Source organism: Mesorhizobium sp. B1-1-6, from assembly GCF_006443035.1.
GTDB lineage: Bacteria > Pseudomonadota > Alphaproteobacteria > Rhizobiales > Rhizobiaceae > Mesorhizobium.
Genome location: NZ_VFWR01000001.1, coordinates 487778 through 503432, shown reverse-complemented (window position 1 = coordinate 503432; position 15655 = coordinate 487778). Strand labels below are relative to the sequence as shown.

General features: G+C 63.5%; 18 protein-coding genes and 1 pseudogene. 14 read left to right on the top strand and 5 right to left on the bottom strand.

What is annotated here, in order from left to right; genetic code table 11:
* The first annotated feature begins 68 nt into the window (after nt 1-68).
* On the top strand, nt 69-410 hold the full coding sequence (locus FJ979_RS02630) for a winged helix-turn-helix domain-containing protein (RefSeq protein ID WP_140495328.1): 342 nt from the start codon (nt 69-71) through the stop codon (nt 408-410).
* 135 nt (nt 411-545) lie between these two features.
* Here the strand turns inward: FJ979_RS02630 and cobF are convergent, their stop codons facing one another.
* A complete protein-coding gene (gene cobF / locus FJ979_RS02625; protein ID WP_140495330.1) occupies nt 546-1310 on the bottom strand; it encodes a precorrin-6A synthase (deacetylating) in 765 nt (254 codons plus the stop codon).
* Between the two features lie 124 nt (nt 1311-1434).
* Between cobF and FJ979_RS02620 the strand changes: the two genes are divergently transcribed.
* The 8 genes from FJ979_RS02620 to FJ979_RS02585 all read left to right on the top strand — a co-directional run bounded on the left by FJ979_RS02620 (nt 1435) and on the right by FJ979_RS02585 (nt 7804).
* Nucleotides 1435-2445 (top strand): DUF4424 domain-containing protein, encoded by a 1011-nt coding sequence (locus tag FJ979_RS02620; RefSeq protein WP_140579983.1) that lies wholly within the window; start codon nt 1435-1437, stop codon nt 2443-2445.
* Nucleotides 2445-2963 carry a dihydrofolate reductase gene (locus FJ979_RS02615; RefSeq protein ID WP_140579982.1) on the top strand — a complete coding sequence of 173 codons (519 nt, stop codon included), beginning with the start codon at nt 2445-2447 and terminating at the stop codon, nt 2961-2963. The genes FJ979_RS02620 and FJ979_RS02615 overlap by 1 nt, the downstream gene beginning before the upstream one ends.
* A 166-nt stretch (nt 2964-3129) precedes the next feature.
* A complete protein-coding gene (gene hflK, locus FJ979_RS02610) occupies nt 3130-4251 on the top strand; it encodes an FtsH protease activity modulator HflK (protein ID WP_140495337.1) in 1122 nt (373 codons plus the stop codon).
* Nucleotides 4251-5219, top strand: a complete 969-nt coding sequence (locus FJ979_RS02605; protein WP_140521174.1) for a protease modulator HflC — start codon at nt 4251-4253, stop codon at nt 5217-5219. The genes hflK and FJ979_RS02605 overlap by 1 nt, the downstream gene beginning before the upstream one ends.
* A 6-nt stretch (nt 5220-5225) precedes the next feature.
* Nucleotides 5226-5414 carry a DUF2065 domain-containing protein gene (locus FJ979_RS02600; protein ID WP_140579981.1) on the top strand — a complete coding sequence of 63 codons (189 nt, stop codon included), beginning with the start codon at nt 5226-5228 and terminating at the stop codon, nt 5412-5414.
* Nucleotides 5415-5551: 137 nt separating this feature from the next.
* Nucleotides 5552-7066: a DegQ family serine endoprotease gene (locus FJ979_RS02595; protein ID WP_140495341.1), complete on the top strand. Its 1515-nt coding sequence runs from the start codon at nt 5552-5554 to the stop codon at nt 7064-7066.
* A gap of 55 nt (nt 7067-7121) precedes the next feature.
* Entirely contained in the window at nt 7122-7547 is a 426-nt protein-coding gene (locus tag FJ979_RS02590; RefSeq protein WP_140557581.1) for a putative toxin-antitoxin system toxin component, PIN family, read from the top strand.
* Nucleotides 7544-7804, top strand: coding sequence for a toxin-antitoxin system HicB family antitoxin (locus FJ979_RS02585; protein ID WP_140495345.1), 261 nt, complete (start codon nt 7544-7546; stop codon nt 7802-7804). Before FJ979_RS02590 ends, FJ979_RS02585 begins: the two co-directional genes overlap by 4 nt.
* Here the strand turns inward: FJ979_RS02585 and FJ979_RS02580 are convergent, their stop codons facing one another.
* Together FJ979_RS02580 and serB are read right to left on the bottom strand one after the other, a co-directional pair.
* Nucleotides 7805-8368: a GNAT family N-acetyltransferase gene (locus FJ979_RS02580; RefSeq protein ID WP_140579980.1), complete on the bottom strand. Its 564-nt coding sequence runs from the start codon at nt 8366-8368 to the stop codon at nt 7805-7807.
* The gene (gene serB / locus FJ979_RS02575) at nt 8365-9252 is read right to left on the bottom strand and encodes a phosphoserine phosphatase SerB (protein ID WP_140516503.1); all 888 of its coding nucleotides are present in this window, start codon (nt 9250-9252) and stop codon (nt 8365-8367) included. The genes FJ979_RS02580 and serB overlap by 4 nt, the downstream gene beginning before the upstream one ends.
* Here serB and miaA point away from each other — a divergent pair.
* Both miaA and FJ979_RS02565 read left to right on the top strand, forming a co-directional pair.
* On the top strand, nt 9242-10207 hold the full coding sequence (gene miaA / locus FJ979_RS02570; protein ID WP_140495863.1) for a tRNA (adenosine(37)-N6)-dimethylallyltransferase MiaA: 966 nt from the start codon (nt 9242-9244) through the stop codon (nt 10205-10207). The two genes, serB and miaA, sit on opposite strands and share 11 nt — an antisense overlap.
* A 106-nt stretch (nt 10208-10313) precedes the next feature.
* Nucleotides 10314-11105 (top strand): GGDEF domain-containing protein, encoded by a 792-nt coding sequence (locus FJ979_RS02565; RefSeq protein WP_140495351.1) that lies wholly within the window; start codon nt 10314-10316, stop codon nt 11103-11105.
* A gap of 221 nt (nt 11106-11326) precedes the next feature.
* On the opposite strand, the gene FJ979_RS02560 is transcribed toward FJ979_RS02565, so the two are convergent.
* Nucleotides 11327-13159, bottom strand: a complete 1833-nt coding sequence (locus FJ979_RS02560) for an ATP-binding protein (protein WP_140516706.1) — start codon at nt 13157-13159, stop codon at nt 11327-11329.
* A gap of 154 nt (nt 13160-13313) precedes the next feature.
* Here FJ979_RS02560 and FJ979_RS02555 point away from each other — a divergent pair, with 154 nt between their 5' ends.
* The 3 genes and pseudogenes from FJ979_RS02555 (at nt 13314) to FJ979_RS02545 (ending at nt 14760) form a co-directional block, all read left to right on the top strand.
* Complete coding sequence (locus FJ979_RS02555) at nt 13314-13877, top strand: XRE family transcriptional regulator (RefSeq protein WP_140579979.1); 564 nt, start codon at nt 13314-13316, stop codon at nt 13875-13877.
* A gap of 4 nt (nt 13878-13881) precedes the next feature.
* Nucleotides 13882-14190: a hypothetical protein gene (locus tag FJ979_RS02550; protein ID WP_140495355.1), complete on the top strand. Its 309-nt coding sequence runs from the start codon at nt 13882-13884 to the stop codon at nt 14188-14190.
* A gap of 49 nt (nt 14191-14239) precedes the next feature.
* Nucleotides 14240-14760: pseudogene (locus FJ979_RS02545) on the top strand (GNAT family N-acetyltransferase).
* Between the two features lie 3 nt (nt 14761-14763).
* On the opposite strand, the gene FJ979_RS02540 reads toward FJ979_RS02545, so the two are convergent.
* Nucleotides 14764-15651, bottom strand: coding sequence for a LysR family transcriptional regulator (locus FJ979_RS02540; RefSeq protein WP_140559560.1), 888 nt, complete (start codon nt 15649-15651; stop codon nt 14764-14766).
* Between the last annotated feature and the right edge of the window lie 4 nt (nt 15652-15655).

Genomic DNA, 15655 nt, shown 5'->3' with positions numbered 1-15655 from the left:
TATCGATTTGGAATAGCGAGGCGGCCAGGGACGCTCTAACATGGCGGGCGTGATCGCGGAGGAAGACAATGCCGTCGCTGAGCTTGCGGATAAATCTCGACCCCGACGGGCGCATCGGGCCGGGCAAGATCGAATTGCTGGAGCAGATCGCCGCCTTCGGTTCGATCTCGGCCGCCGCGCGCGGTATGGAGATGTCCTACAAGCATGCGTGGGACTTGGTCGAGGACATGAACCGGGTGTTCGGCAAGCCGCTGGTGGCCGCGCAGACCGGCGGCCGCAAGGGCGGCGGCGCACAATTGACGGCGGTGGGCCTGGCCGTGGTCAGCCGTTTCCGCGCCATCGAACGCGCGGCGGCTTCGGCCGCCGCGACGCATATGGAGGCGTTGCAGGCGGAGATTGAGGAGGGGTAGGGCAGTAGGGCAGTAGGGCAGTAGGGCAGTAGGGCAGTAGGGCAGTAGGGCAGACCAACTCGGGCGCGTCGAATTTTTCGTGTGCTTTCTTGTGTTCCGGCTCCTGATGTCTCGTTCACTTACTGCCTTACTGCCCTACTCCCCTACCTTCCTCAGCACGTACGTATCCATGATCCAGCCCTTTTCCCCGCGGGCCTGCTCGCGGATTTTCTCGATTTCGGCGCCGACGTCGCGGAGGCGGCCGGAGACGATGATTTCGTCCGGCGTGCCGAGATAGGCGCCCCATTGGATGAAAAGATCCTGGTCGGCGAGCGTGTTGAAGGCGCATTTGCCGTCAAGCATGACGACGGCGCTGCCGGCATTTTGCGGCATACCTTCTTCCGTCAACCGGCGGCCGGTGGTGATCAGGATGGAATCGCCGATGCGGTTCAGCGCTGTCGCGTGGCTGGCGGCGAGCGCCTGGATGGCGGTGATGCCGGGAATAACCTCCAGTTCGAAGGCGACGTTGCCCCTGAGGCGTACGCGCTCCAGGATGCGCAGCGCGCTGTCGTAGAGCGAGGGGTCGCCCCAGATCAGGAAGGCGCCGCAACCATCCTCGGCGATCTCTTCGCGGATCAGGTCTTCATAGATGGCGGCGATTGCCTCGTGCCAGTCATCGACAGTCGAGCGATAGGAAGGCGCCGGTTCGGCCCGCACGGGCACGTCGAATTCCACGCGGCGTGAATTCGGGTTGGTGACGAAGCGGTCGCAGATGTGACGGCGCAGTTCGGCAAGATCGTTCTTCTTCGCACCCTTGTCGGGGATGAACAGCACGTCGGCCCGATTGAGGCCGTCTATGGCCTGCACGGTCATATGGTCGGGATTGCCGGCGCCGATGCCGATGACGAGAAGCTTGCGCATGAAGCGAACTCCTGCCCGATCGCAACCCTTTAGTCCAGACTGGCGTGGCGCGGATGCGGAAGGGCTTTGAAACGCCACGTTGAAACCGCTAGGGTCATCGCGACATTCTCGCCGAGGGGCTTTCATGTTGCGATATGTTCTGACGGCGGTGCTGGCCTTGTCGGCCGCACCCGCGTTCGCCAATGATTCCGTTGCCGAGCTCGGCACAGGCGGTCTGGTCCTGTCGCGCAGCGATGCCGTGGCGATGCAGAGCGAGGACCTCTTCATCTCGCCGGAAAAGGTGACCGTGGATTACGTCTTCCACAACAACACCGACAAGGACGTCGAGGCGATCGTCGCCTTCCCAATGCCCGACATATCCGGCGATCCCGAGGAGATGCCGGCGATCCCCGAAAACCAGAGCGACAATTTCCTCGGCTTCGAGGTGACGATCGACGGCGTGGCGGCGAAGCCTGAGCTCGAGCAGAAGGTGTTCGCGCTCGGCATCGACATCGGTGCCGACCTGAAGGCGCAGAACGTGCCTTTCAACCCATTCGGTGAAGCGGCAAAGGCGGCGCTCGCGAAGCTGCCGCAAACGGTGGCCGACGATTGGGTCACCCGCGGCATCATCATCGAGGACACTGTCGATGACAGCGCTGGCGCGAAACCCAACTATGCACCGTTCTGGCAATTGCGCTCGACCTATTGGTGGCGCTCGACCTTTCCGGCCAACAAGGACGTCCACGTTTCCCACCGCTACAAACCGAGCGTCGGCGGCACCTCGTCGGTCAGCTTCTTCTACGACGGCAAGTTCCAGGGACAGTACGCCGCCTACAAGTCCCGCTACTGCATGGACGACACGTTCGAGAACGCAGTGCGCAAGGCTGCCAAGAACGATCCCGACGGCTATCCAAAGTATTACGAGAGCCGCATCGCCTACATCCTGACCACCGGCGGCAACTGGGCGGCCGGCAGCATCGGCAAGTTCAAGCTGACCGTCGACAAGGACAATCCCAAAGCCCTGGTCTCGTTCTGCGGCGACAATGTCAGGAAGGTCGGGCCGACGAGTTTCGAGATGACGGCTGAGGACTTCTATCCAGAGCGCGACATCGACATCCTTATCCTCGATCCATCCGACAATGGGGACGGCAACTGATGCACGTGGCAATCTATGTCGCCATCGCCGAGAACGGCGTTATCGGGCGGGACGGGGGGCTGCCCTGGCGGCTTTCCACCGATCTCAAGCGCTTCAAGGCAGACACGATGGGCAAACCTATCATCATGGGACGCAAGACCTATGAAGGCATCGGCCGGCCGCTGCCGGGCAGGCTGAACATCGTTGTCACCCGTGACAAGGCTTGGCGCGCCGACGGGGTGGAGGTGGCGCATACGCTCGAGAACGCGATCCAGCTGGCTGATGTGCGGGGGCGCTGCATGAGCGGGGTGGACGAGGTCTGCGTGATCGGCGGCGGCGAAATCTATGCGCAGGCGCTACCGCTCGCTGACCGGCTGCATGTCACCCATGTGCTGGCCGCTGTCGACGGCGACGCGCATTTCCCGCCGATCGATCCGAAACGCTGGCGCGAAGTCAGTTCGCAGGAGATCCCGGTCGGCGAAAAGGACAGCCACGCGACGCGCTATACGGTTTACGAGCGACGCCGCGAGAGCCATTGAAAGAAAAAAGGCGTTTAAAGACGACAAAGGGTCGCGACCGGCCCAAAACCGATGATGCCGGCAGAGCATCGCGTTGAAAGCATGCCGTGGCGTCCCTATAGAAGAACAAGACTGGATTTGCGCCGAAATTCCGGCGCTTGAGGGAATTCCAAGCGAAAGGACATTCATGCCCTGGAACGACAAAGGTGGCGGTGGCGGCGGCCCATGGGGCGGCGGCGGCAACAATCAGGGACCCTGGGGGCAGGGACCGAAGGGGCCAAGCGGCCCGCAAGGCTCGCCTCCCGACCTCGAGGACATCATCCGCCGTGGCCAGGACAGGCTGCGGCGTGCGCTGCCCGGCGGTGGCGGCGCCAGTCCGGCCATATTCGGGCTGATCGGCGCGGCGCTGGTCGTGCTATGGGCGTTCCAGGCAGTCTACACCGTGCAGCCCGATGAGGTCGCGGTCGAGCTGCGCTTCGGCAAGCCGAAGGCCGAGCTGTCGCAGCCCGGCCTGCATTTCCACTGGTGGCCGCTCGAAACCGTCGAAACGGCCAAGATTTCCGAGCAGCTCGTCGACATTGGCGGTGGCGCGTCCAGCGGCAACACGTCGGGGCTGATGCTTTCGGGCGACCAGAACATCGTCAACGTGCAGTTCTCGGTCGCCTATCAGGTCTCCGATCCCCGCGCCTATCTGTTCGACGTCTCCGACCCGGACGGCATGCTGCGGCAGGTCGCCGAGAGCGCGATGCGCGAGGCTGTCGGCCGCAGGCCGGCGCAGGACATCTTCCGTGACGACCGCCAGGGCATAGCGGCTTCGGTGCGCGAGATCATCCAGACCACGCTCGACGGCTACAAGGCCGGGCTTCAGGTCAACGCCATCTCGATCGAGGACGCCGCACCGCCACGTGAGGTCGCCGACGCCTTCGACGAGGTGCAGCGCGCCGAGCAGGACGAGGATAAGTTCGTCGAGCAGGCCAACCAGTACTCCAACCAGAAGCTCGGCCAGGCACGCGGCGAGGCCGCACAGGTCCGCGAAGACGCGGCCGCCTACAAGAACCGGGTGGTGCAGGAGGCCGAAGGTGAGGCCCAGCGCTTCATCTCCGTCTATGACGAATATGCCAAGGCGCCCGACGTGACGCGCAAGCGGCTTTACCTGGAAACGATGGAGAAGGTGCTGAAGGACTCCGGCAAGGTGATCGTCGAGCAAGGCAACGGGCAGGGGGTCGTCCCCTATCTGCCGCTGCCGGCATTGCAGCAGAAAGCGCCGGCTCCGGCCCCGCTTGGCGCGACGACGGGAGGTAACCAGTGATGGCCAACCGTCTCCCCGTCATCGTCGTCATCGCGGCGGTCATCCTGTTCCTGCTCTATTCGTCAGTCTTCGTGGTCAATGCGCGCCAGCAGGCGCTGGTGCTGAGGTTCGGCGAGATCGTCGACGTCAAGACCGAGCCCGGCATCTACTTCAAGGCGCCGTTCTCGTTCTTCGACGCCGACACCGTGCAGTTGATCGAGAATCGGGTGCTGCGCTTCGACCTCGACAACATCCGCGTCCAGGTCTCGGGCGGCAAGTTCTATGAGGTCGATGCCTTCATCGCCTACCGCATCTCGGATCCGCGTGTCTTCCGTGCCGCGGTATCCGGCCAGATCGAGCTCGCCGAAGCGCGGCTGAGGACGCGTCTCGACGCTGCCTTGCGCCGCGTCTACGGTCTGCGCGACTTCGAGGCCGCCCTTTCGGAGGAGCGCGCTGTGATGATGCGCGAAGTGCGCGATCAGCTACGGCCCGACGCCACCTCGCTCGGCCTGCAGATCGAGGATGTCCGCATCCGCCGCACCGACCTCACCGCCGAAGTCTCGCAGCAGACCTTCGATCGCATGAAGGCGGAACGTCTGGCTGAGGCCGAAAGGCTGAGGGCGCGCGGCAACGAGGCGGCGCAGCGCATCAAGGCCCGCGCCGACCGTGAGGTGGTCGAGATCATCGCGGAAGCGCAGAAGGAGTCCGAAATCCTGCGCGGCGAGGGCGAGGCGCAGCGCAGCGCCACCTTTGCCGAGGCTTATCAGCGCGATCCGGCGTTCTTCGATTTCTACCGGTCGATGAACGCCTATGGCACGGCGCTGGACAACACCGGCACGACAATGGTGCTGTCGCCGAATTCGGAGTTCTTCCGTTTCTTCCGCGACCCTGACGGAAAGGAGGCGCCGGCAAGGCCGGCGGCTCCGCAACCGGCACCTCCTGCCGCACCGGCGACCGCACCCGCAACTTCGCCCGGCACCGGCCAGTAGCGGCCGGTGCAGGATTTCTTCGGGGCAATAGGCCTGGTCCTCGTCATTGAGGGCTTGGTCTATGGCGGCTTTCCCGGTTTCGCCAGGAAACTGGCGGCTGAGGTGCTGTCGTTGCCGGAGAACGCATTGCGGATCGCCGGGCTGGTGGCGATTGCCGCCGGCGTCGGTATCGTCTGGCTGATCCGCGGCGGCTAGGGGGTGTGCAAAAACGCGGGATTTACACTCTGCCAATAGCCATAGCCGCAAACGTGCCCTATTTCTTGCCATCATGGCGCGACACGGCGTTTCCGTCGAAGCGCTTTTCTCTTTCAGAAGTGCCGGGAGGCTTCTCGATGACATCCAACACCCTTTTGCGCGCGGCTCGACGCACGTTCGTCGCTGGCGCGGCAGCGCTTCTTCTGGGCACCGTGGCCGTTCCGGCCTTCGTGACGCCGACAATGGCCGCCGACGGGCCTGCTTCGGTGGCCGACCTGGCGCAAGGCCTGCTCGGCGCGGTGGTCAACATCTCGACGTCGCAGACGGTGAAGGGCACGGAAGGTCCGGGCGCGGTGCCGATGCCGCAGCTTCCCGAAGGCTCGCCGTTCCAGGATTTCTTCGACGATTTCTTCAAGAACCGCGGCGGCGACAAGGACAATGGCTCGCAGAAAGTGCAGTCGCTCGGCTCCGGTTTCGTCATCGACGCCGAGCAGGGCATCGTCGTCACCAACAACCATGTCATCGCCGATGCCGACGATATCGAGGTCAATTTCTCCGATGGAGTCACGCTGAAGGCGACGCTGGTCGGCACCGACACCAAGACCGATGTCGCGGTGCTCAAGGTTGATCCGAAGGGCCACAAGCTGACGGCGGTGAAGTTCGGCGATTCCACCAAGATGCGCGTCGGCGACTGGGTGATGGCGATCGGCAATCCGTTCGGCCTCGGCGGCACGGTCACGGTCGGCATCGTCTCGGCGCGTAACCGCGACATCAATTCAGGCCCCTATGACGATTTCATCCAGACCGATGCCGCGATCAACCGCGGCAATTCGGGCGGGCCGCTGTTCAACAGCGCCGGCGAGGTCATCGGCATCAACACGGCGATCATTTCGCCGTCCGGCGGCTCGATCGGCATCGGCTTCTCCATCCCCTCGCAGCTCGCATCGGGCGTTGTCGAGCAACTGCGCCAATATGGCGAAACGCGGCGCGGCTGGCTTGGCGTGCGCATCCAGCCGGTGACCGACGACATTGCCGAGAGCCTCGGCATGGCGACCGCCAAGGGTGCGCTGGTCGCCGGCGTCATCAAGGGTGGACCGGTCGACAACGGCACCATCCAGGCCGGCGACGTGATCATCAAGTTCGACGGTAAGGACATCCACGAAATGCGCGACCTGCCGCGTGTGGTCGCGGAGAGCCCGGTCGGCAAGGCGGTCGACGTGCTGATCGTGCGCAAGGGTGTCGAGCAAACGGTGAAGGTAACACTTGGCCGGCTCGAGGACAGCGAGAAGCTCGCCAGCGGCGAAAACGGCAACACCGACCAGGACAAAGGCGACAAGGCGCCGGCGGTTTCGACGGCCTCGGTGCTCGGCATGACCGTCGGCGAATTGAACGACGATACGCGCAAGAAGTTCAGCATCGCCGCCGATGTTTCGGGCGTCGTCATCACCGATGTCGCCAAGGATTCGGCCGCGGCTGAACGCGGCATCCAGCCGGGCGAGGTGATCACCGAAATTGCACAGGAATCGGTTGCCACGCCCAAGGATGTGATGGACCGGATCGGCGCGCTGAAGGAGCAGGGACGCAAGAACGCACTGTTGATGCTGGCGTCCAAGACCGGTGAGCTGAGGTTTGTGACGATCCGGATGGACTGAGGATCGCTAACGATGGTCATATTGTAACATCCCATGGGATGTACTATTTTGACTTGTGAGGCGGATCGTACTGGACACAAACGTTTTGACGGCAGGCTTGCGAAGCAGGAATGGCGCGTCTTTCGCCATCCTGCAGCTGATTGCGGATCGGCAAATTCGCCCATTAGTGACGACAGCGCTGTTTCTTGAATATGAAACCGTGCTGGCCAGACCCGAGCAGGTGGCGGCTCACGGGTTGTCCGCGCCGGATCTGGGCCGTTTGCTGGCCGGCTTTGCATTGCTGGCTGAGCCGGTCGAGCTGCACTTTCTCTGGCGGCCGCAATTGAACGATCCGAAGGATGAGATGGTGCTTGAAGCAGCGATCAACGGCCGGGCCAATGCGTTGGTGACTCACAATCGCCGGGACTTCCTAGCTGCGGCAGGCCGTTTTGATGTACTGCTTGTGAGCCCGGCCGAGTTCTTGGAAGGACTTCGTACATGAGCAAAGCGACTTATCCGCTGAAACTGCCACAGTCGGTTAAGGAAGCAGCCGCGCGCCTCGCGAAGGCCGATGGCGTGTCGCTCAATCAATGGATTGCGTCGGCTGTGGCGCAAAAGGTCGGGGCAATGGAAGCGGCAGCTGACTTCCTGCGTCGTCGTGCCGGCGACGCGTCACCGGGCGATTTCGCGAAAATGCTGGGGCGGGTCGCAGACAGATCGCCACAGTCCGGCGACGAATTTCCACCTGACAGGCATTGATCAGCGACGATTCTTCCGCCAATCCGCGCTCGTCAGCCTGTAGAACACATGCCTTTTCAGCTCCGGGTGGCTGTCGGGAATGCCGGGGTGGTCGAAGTTGGCCGAGGGATCGGCGGTCATGCCGAGGCGCTTCATGACGGCAGTGGAGCGGCGGTTGTTCTCGACCGCGAAGGAGACGATCTCGCCAAGGCCGAGTTTTTCGAAGCCGTAGGCCAGCCATGCCTCGGCAGCTTCCGTGACATAACCCTTGCCCCAGAATTCGGGCGCCAGCCGCCAGCCGACCTCAACGGTGCCGGCGGGAAGGAACGGCAGATGGTCGGTCCCGGTGATACCGACAAAGCCGATGCATTGACCTGATGCAGCGACCTCGGCGGCGGCAAAGCCATAGCCGTCCCGATCGATGATGGCCCGCAGTTCGTCCATCTTGGCGTCTGCTGCGGCGCGGCCGCGACGGAAGGGGAAGAACTCCATCACGCGTTCATCGGAATTGATGCGGCGGAACAGCTCCCGGTCGCGATCCTCCCGGTTGCGCAGGATTAGGCGCTCGGTGCGCATTGGTTTCATTGGACGAACTCTTCCTGCCCGTAGCCTTGCAGATAGAGCAATGCGGTCAGGTCGCCATGGTCGATGCGAACCTTTGCCTGTGCAGCCACCATCGGTTTGGCATGCAGCGCAACACCGGTGCCGGCAAGGCGGATCATGTCGAGATCGTTGGCCCCGTCGCCGACAGCAATGGCATCGGCCGGGGTGAGGCCGAGACGCGCCGTGATCTCGATCAGCGCCTCGGCCTTGGCGGCGCGGCCGAGGATCGGCTCGCCGACCAACCCGGCAAAGAGGCCATCCTGTTCGAGCAGGCGGTTGGCGCGGTTTTCATGGAAGCCGAGCATGGCGGCGATGCGTGAGGTGAAGACCTCGAAGCCGCCCGAGACTAGCGCGGTCCAGGCGCCGTTGGCCCGCATCGTCTGCACCAGCGCGCGACCGCCGGAGGCCAATGTCAACCGGTTGGCAACGATCAGATCGACCACGGCCGCATCGAGCCCCTTGAGCAACGCCACGCGCTCGCGCAGGGCGGGCTCGAAGGCGATCTCGCCATTCATCGATCGTGCCGTGATCGCCGCGACGTGCTCCTTGACGCCGATCTCGTCGGCCAGCTCATCGATGCATTCCTGGTCGATCATGGTCGAATCCATGTCGGCGATGAGGATCTTCTTGCGGCGCGTTGCCGACTGCTGGACGATCACGTCGATCGGCTCGGCGGCCAGCGCCGCGCGCAGATTGGCGGCCGCCTCGTCGGCTTGTGCATTCGCTGGCAGTGCGAGATCGCAGGCAATGTCTTCGGCCATCCAGCGAACAGTGCTTGCGCCCACCGACCGTGAGGCCATATTCGCAAGCGATGGCGACAAGGCACGATCGGCGGGATGGGAAACAAGCGTGGCGATAAGCGGCATCGATAATTCCGGTGCGGATGCGGGCGAAGGCCGCGTGAAGAATGCGATCCTGATAGCCGGGCCGACCGCCAGCGGCAAGTCGGCGCTGGCGCTCGACCTGGCCGAACGTATAGGCGGCGTGATCGTCAACACCGATTCCATGCAAGCCTATTCGGTTCTCGACGTGTTGACTGCCCGGCCGGAGGCGGCGGACCTCGCTCGGGCACCGCATTATCTCTATGGGCATGTCCATCCCGGCACCGCCTACTCGACCGGGGCGTGGCTGCGCGACGTGACGAGGCTGATCGAAGACGGCGCGCTCTCGCGGCGACCGATCTTCGTCGGCGGCACCGGCCTTTACTTTCGCGCCTTGGCCGAGGGCATTTCGGAAATGCCCGACATTCCGCGGCAGGTACGCGACCGTTGGCGCTACGAGTTGAAGGAGCAAGGCGCCGTCAAACTGCATGGCATCCTGATGCGCGAGGATTCCAGAGCAGCCATGCAGTTGAAGCCCACGGACAGCCAGCGCATCGTGCGGGCGCTCGAAGTGCTCGACGCATCCGGCCGCTCGATCCTGGACTGGCAGGCCGCGCGGGGCCGGCCGCTCATCGACAGACAGACGGCCCGCTTCTTCGTCATCGAGCCGGACCGGGCCGCGCTGGTCGGACGCATCGAAAGGCGTTTCGACCAGATGCTGGCCAAGGGCGCACTGGACGAAGTCAGGCAACTCGCATCGCTTCGTCTCGATCCGCAATTGCCGGCGATGAAGGCGATCGGCGTTCGCGAACTGCAAGCGGCGATGGCCGGACAATCGGGTTTTCCCGAGGCGATTGAGCGCGCCAAGATCGCAACCAGGCAATATGCCAAGCGGCAGACGACCTGGTTTCGGCACCAGCTAGGACCGGAATGGCAAAGATTGCATCCTGGTGACGATATCGAAACCACGATCCAAACGCTTGTTGCTAATGCAACCTAGAAAGCCTTTCCTTCACGGAAAGGTTCTCGTTGTGGTTGTCCAAATTAACCCTCCGTAAGGCCCGCCATGCCATAAGGTCGATGGGCATTTTTCCATCGGGGAGCAGATGCGTTTCCACAAGGCGGAATCGGCGTTTTTCGTCTTTATCTTCGTGATCCTGGCCGCCGGCCTGGTGACGCTGCATGCCTATGGACTGCTGCAATCCTTTGCCACCGAACTTCACACGGCCTCCGGCCTGGACAAGGTCATCTACCTCAACAAGCTGCTTTTCGCGACGGGCGTGCTGCTCGCGACCGCGCTGTTCTTCGGCATCTTCTTCATCTACCCGCTGATCCGCAGGCAGGCGACGGAGGAAGGCAAGCTGCGGGCCATGACCGTGTCACTGAGCGCCCGCTCCGAGACGTTCGAACATGCGGCGCTGACAGATAGCCTGACCGGCATGCAGAACCGGCGCTATTTCGACGACGCGCTGAAGGAATATCTCGAGGAGTTCAAGCGCATCGAGAAACCCGTCGGGCTGATGATCCTCGACCTTGATCATTTCAAGCAGGTCAACGATACACATGGCCACGACGTTGGCGACGAGGTACTCAAGGCCGTCGCCAGCTGTCTCAAGGACATGACGCGCTACCATGACGTGGTGGCGCGATTGGGTGGCGAGGAATTCGCCGTGGTCACGCCCAACATGGAGGCGGAATTGTTGTCGAAATTCGCCGAGCGTATCCGCAAGGCGATCGCCAACATGTCGGTTCTTTCGGGCAATGTCCGGCTCAAGATCACCACCAGCGTCGGCCTTGCCGTCTGGGACCGCAAGGAGACGGCGGAAGAATTCTATCGCCGCGCCGACCGCCAGCTCTACGAGGCCAAGAGGCAAGGCCGCAACCGCGTCTGCGCCTGAAATCCCGAAGAAGAATTCACGAGGCCGGTTGCCTGACGCGGCTTTTTCGACTTCCGGTGCTCACGGACTGAATGTCCGCTCCGCTCCGGCTTCTCGAAACCACGCCATTCAATCCGGCCTGATGAATTCCCTTTCGGGATTTGACCAAGCTGGTTCGATGATGTGAAGCCCTTGGAAGCTTGTGTGCGGCTTCCCGGCCGGTCGTCAGAGAGCTTGCAGGCTCAATCGTTTTGGGGGCGCATGCCGAAGGTGGCGGGCTTGAGGCCATAGCGCATGTCGAAATCATCGTCCGATTGCACGCGTGCGGCCGGCGGCTTGCGGTAGTCGGGATCGCCGGCCTGGCGGCCAGAATCGACCACTTCGGCAAAGGCCATCGCCTGCTGCTGCGGCTTTGGAACGTTGCGAAGCCGTTCCACGATCGTCACCAGATCGACATCGTCGCCGGTTTTCGACGACATGGCTTGTTCGCGCTTGGCCGTGCCGGGGATCAGTTCAGCCGGCAGTCTCTCGAACTTCAGCCGCATCGTCGTGGCCACGCCTTCGCCGAAGGCGATGGCTTCGCGCTGGCCCATGGACGATAGGAAAGCAAGCGTGGAGGCGGACGAGTCGGCGATGGCCGAGCGGATGATCGCCTGGTCCTGTTCATTGGCGAGCCGCATGGCGAAGAAGGTCGAGCACTGCGACAGGATGGTCGGGTCGAGTTCGCCCGGGCGCTGGGTGACGACGCCGAGATAGCAGCCATATTTGCGGCCTTCCTTGGCAATGCGCGACAGCGCGTGCCTTGTCGGCGCGAAGCCGAGGCGCGCATCGGCCGGCATGTAGCGATGCGCTTCTTCGCAGAGCAATAGGAGCTGCAGCTTGCCCTCGCTCCACAGCGCAAGGTCGAATGCCAGGCGCGCCAGCACCGAACAGACGGAATTGACCACTTCGGACGGCATGCCGGCCATTTCGAAACAGGTCACCGGGCGGCCGTTATGCGGCACGCGGAAGATGTTGCCGATGGTCTCGTGGATGGTGTCCTCGATCAGGCGCGAGTTGAACATGAAACGGTAGCGCGGATCGGCTGCCGCCGATTCGATGCGAGTCTTCAGCGATTTGAGCGTCGGGCGCTCGTTCTTGCTTTCGAGCATGCCCATGCGCTCGTCAATCTGCTTGAGCAGATCGGCAATGCGGTAGGGCACTGGCGTATCGGCGGTCAGCGCATCGCTGCCGCGCCTGAGATAGGCACCGGAATTGGGGTTGCGATAGAGGTTTTTGGCGAGCGGAATGAGGTCGCGCAGCGCATCGATCTCGTCGGGCACGGTCTCGCGGCCGCGAAATAGAACCTCGGCGAATTCCTCGAGCCGGAACATCCAGAACGGAAGGTCGAGCGTCTTGGAATCGACCTTGACGCAATATTCGGGCAGCGACGCGGCGAATTCATTGTGCGGATCGAGGATCAGGATGCGCAGATCCGGCCGCGCCGCGATCGATTTGCGCAGCAGCAGCGAGACGGCGGTGGACTTGCCGACACCGGTGGTGCCGACAATGGCAAAGTGGCGCGCCAGCGTGTCGTCGATGGCGATGTTGGCGGCGATCGCCTCGTCCTGCGACAGCGAGCCGATGGTGATCGAATGACGCCCGGCCAGATCGTAGACGGCCTGCAGGTCACGGCTGCGGATGCGGTGCGCGATGGCGCCGATATGGGGATAGGTGGTGATGCCGCGGTCGAAGATCGGCTTGGAGCCGGGCTCGGCGCCGTCGCGCACTTCGCCGATCAGCTCGATGCTGACCTCGATGGCGTTCTGGCCCTCGCTGTTCCAGGCGCGATCCGACTTGCCGATCGCATAGACCAGGCCGACGGTGCGCGTGCTGCCGAGATTGACCGAGATCATCTTGCCGACCGTCCACAGGCCGGTCACCGCGCCGTCGACGTCGTCCGCAAAGGCGCTGATAGTGGCGCGCGCACCGTCGCATTGCACGACATTGCCCAGGATGCGCCTGTCGTTCTGTTCGGCGTTGCGGCGCTCCTGCGATGTCGGTTCTCCGACCGAGGCTTCGCGTTCGACATACATGGACAGGCCAATCCCCATTTTCCCTCACGTCGAGCCTACAGGAACTGGGTTAAGGTCGAGTGTGGCCGGATGGTGTAGGGAGGATTAAGAAGCTGGTGAAAATTGTCGCGACAAGGCTCTTTTCCAGCTGTCGGATTTTCGCTATAATAAACGAATGAATGATATAGCGAACGATATCTCCTCCACAATCGGCAGACGGATACACGCCGAGAGGACGATACGGGAATGGTCCCTGGCCGAACTCGCCGAGCGCTCCGGCGTCTCCAAAGCCATGCTGAGCACGATCGAGCGCGGCATGACCAGCCCGACGGCAGCGCTCCTGGTGCGGATCGCCGCCGCCTTCGGCATGACGCTGTCGACCCTTATCGCACGCGCGGAATTGCAGGGCGGCGGCTTGCTGCGGGCGAGCGACCAGCCCGTCTGGCGCGATCCCGATACCGGCTATGTCAGGCGGCATCTTTCGCCGGCCGGCGACATGCCGCTCGAACTGATCAGGGTTCATCTGCCGGCGGGCGCCAAGGTCAGTTTGCCCGCGGCGTCCTACGCCTTCATCAAACAGCAGATATGGCTGATCTCCGGACGGCTGGAATTCATCGAGGGCGATCTGGTGCACAGGCTCGAGCCCGGCGACTGTCTGGCGCTCGGCGCGCCGTCGGACTGCACCTTCCATGCGCTCGAGGCGGGCGCCGACTATCTCGTCGCGCTGGTCAGGGCCTGACATCATGCCGAGACGTCCAAAGCGCTCCCACAATGGGGGACCGCCGCTCGACGACTACAAGGGGCCGCCATGGGGCAAGGGCGATCCTTATATTTTCCTGGCCTGGCAGGCCGCGCATGCCAAGGCGTTGAAAGCACCGAGCCGCGACGTCATGCTGATGCGCGTGGACAAGGCGGAACGGCTGGGACTTACCTATGAGGAATACACGCTCGAACTCCTCGAACGCGGACGCCACCTTCAGGAAGAGGACACCGAACGCATCGCCGCGATCAAGGCGGCGCGCAAGGGAAAGCGATTCAGCGCTTTCGATTGACGCCAGTTCGACCGTATCGATCCTTCCATCTCAGCCAGGCAGAACGAGCATGCATTCCATCGAGATCAGAATGTTGACGCAGGACGCGCGGACACAGGCGTTGCTTGGCGATCTTCTGGTCGAAACGGTTGCCGCGGGCGGGTCGGTGAGCTTCATGCATCCGCTGGCGCCGGAAACCGCCCGCAGGTTCTGGGACACGTCGCTGACGGCGGCCGCAAGAGGTGAGCGGTGGTGCTTGGCGCGTGGGAGGCAGACACGCTGGTCGGCACGGTCACGCTGCTGCTCGACTGTCCGCCCAACCAGCCGCACCGGGCCGAGATCGCCAAGCTGATGACGCGCCTCGATCGTCGAGGCAAAGGCGTGGCGACCCGCCTGATGCAAGCGGCCGAGGCCCTTGCGGTGGAGAGGGGCCGCACGCTTCTGGTTCTGGATACGGCGACCGAAGAGGGGGCGTCCGGGCTCTATGAGAGGCTGGGCTTCACGCTGACCGGGGAAATACCGGACTATGCATTGAAGCCCCATGGCGGGCTGACCGGCACGCTCATCTACTGGAAGCGCATCGGCCGGTGAACGTCATGTCGGAGATGGCTCGCCGAGGCGCGACAGCAGCCATTGGCGGAAATCCTGCTCGGCACCGGTCAGTCGCGCGATCGGTGCCTTGGTCAGAAAATGCCCCGATGTGCTCGGGAGCTCGAAATCGGAAAGCCTGGCCAGGGCCTTGCTTTCGAGTGCCGCGTCAATCAGCGGCCGCGAGCCCAGAAGCACGCCCGCGCCGGCTCGCGCAGCCTCCATCGCAGCCACGAAGCTGTCGAAGCGATGCGAGCGCCTGGGGTGACCGGCCAATCCCGCCGCGGCGAACCATTCCGCCCACATCTCGCGCGCACCGGCCACCAGGAGCAGCGGCAGGGATGTCCAGTCGGCATCACTGGCCAAGGCCGGGGCGGCCACCGGCACAAGCCGCTCGGCGGTCAGCCTGTCGGCCAGGCGTCCGGGAAAGGATCCGTTGCCGAAACGGATGTCCAGCGCTGAGCCCGGCAGGTCATAGTCGGTCGGGCGATGGATCGTCACCAGGTCGACATGGATGCGCGGCAGCGCCTTGGCAAGGTCGGGCAGCTTCGGAACGAGCACCAGCAAAGCGAAAGAGATCGGCGCCCGCAAGGTGACGGTCTCGACGGCGCGGGGCTCGAACAGTTCCGCCGTGCTGCTGCCGATGGTGGCGAAGGCTGATTGGATGTGGGGCAAGTAGGCGGCGCCCTCCGGCAACAGTGCGACGCCCCGCGCCAGCCGTGAGAACAGACGCGTCTTCAGCCGATCCTCGAGGAGCCGGACATGCTGACTGACGGCCGCCTGGGTCAGGCCGAGTTCGGCGGCCGCCGCCGTAAAATTCGAAAGCCGCGCCGCTGCCTCGAAGCTGCGCAGCCAGTCGAGTGGGGGCAAGGTGGGGATGGTTCTCGCAGGCATTACG

What these genes read in the sequence shown, in the direction of transcription:
- FJ979_RS02620 (WP_140579983.1), top strand. Translation starts at nt 1,435, where the DNA reads ATGTTGCGATATGTTCTGACGGCGGTGCTGGCCTTGTCGGCCGCACCC.
- FJ979_RS02560 (WP_140516706.1), bottom strand. Translation starts at nt 13,159, where the DNA reads ATGTATGTCGAACGCGAAGCCTCGGTCGGAGAACCGACATCGCAGGAG.
- FJ979_RS02585 (WP_140495345.1), top strand. Translation starts at nt 7,544, where the DNA reads ATGAGCAAAGCGACTTATCCGCTGAAACTGCCACAGTCGGTTAAGGAA.
- FJ979_RS02605 (WP_140521174.1), top strand. Translation starts at nt 4,251, where the DNA reads ATGGCCAACCGTCTCCCCGTCATCGTCGTCATCGCGGCGGTCATCCTG.
- FJ979_RS02595 (WP_140495341.1), top strand. Translation starts at nt 5,552, where the DNA reads ATGACATCCAACACCCTTTTGCGCGCGGCTCGACGCACGTTCGTCGCT.
- hflK (WP_140495337.1), top strand. Translation starts at nt 3,130, where the DNA reads ATGCCCTGGAACGACAAAGGTGGCGGTGGCGGCGGCCCATGGGGCGGC.
- FJ979_RS02550 (WP_140495355.1), top strand. Translation starts at nt 13,882, where the DNA reads ATGCCGAGACGTCCAAAGCGCTCCCACAATGGGGGACCGCCGCTCGAC.
- cobF (WP_140495330.1), bottom strand. Translation starts at nt 1,310, where the DNA reads ATGCGCAAGCTTCTCGTCATCGGCATCGGCGCCGGCAATCCCGACCAT.
- FJ979_RS02615 (WP_140579982.1), top strand. Translation starts at nt 2,445, where the DNA reads ATGCACGTGGCAATCTATGTCGCCATCGCCGAGAACGGCGTTATCGGG.
- FJ979_RS02630 (WP_140495328.1), top strand. Translation starts at nt 69, where the DNA reads ATGCCGTCGCTGAGCTTGCGGATAAATCTCGACCCCGACGGGCGCATC.
- serB (WP_140516503.1), bottom strand. Translation starts at nt 9,252, where the DNA reads ATGCCGCTTATCGCCACGCTTGTTTCCCATCCCGCCGATCGTGCCTTG.
- FJ979_RS02580 (WP_140579980.1), bottom strand. Translation starts at nt 8,368, where the DNA reads ATGAAACCAATGCGCACCGAGCGCCTAATCCTGCGCAACCGGGAGGAT.
- FJ979_RS02540 (WP_140559560.1), bottom strand. Translation starts at nt 15,651, where the DNA reads ATGCCTGCGAGAACCATCCCCACCTTGCCCCCACTCGACTGGCTGCGC.
- FJ979_RS02565 (WP_140495351.1), top strand. Translation starts at nt 10,314, where the DNA reads ATGCGTTTCCACAAGGCGGAATCGGCGTTTTTCGTCTTTATCTTCGTG.
- FJ979_RS02555 (WP_140579979.1), top strand. Translation starts at nt 13,314, where the DNA reads ATGAATGATATAGCGAACGATATCTCCTCCACAATCGGCAGACGGATA.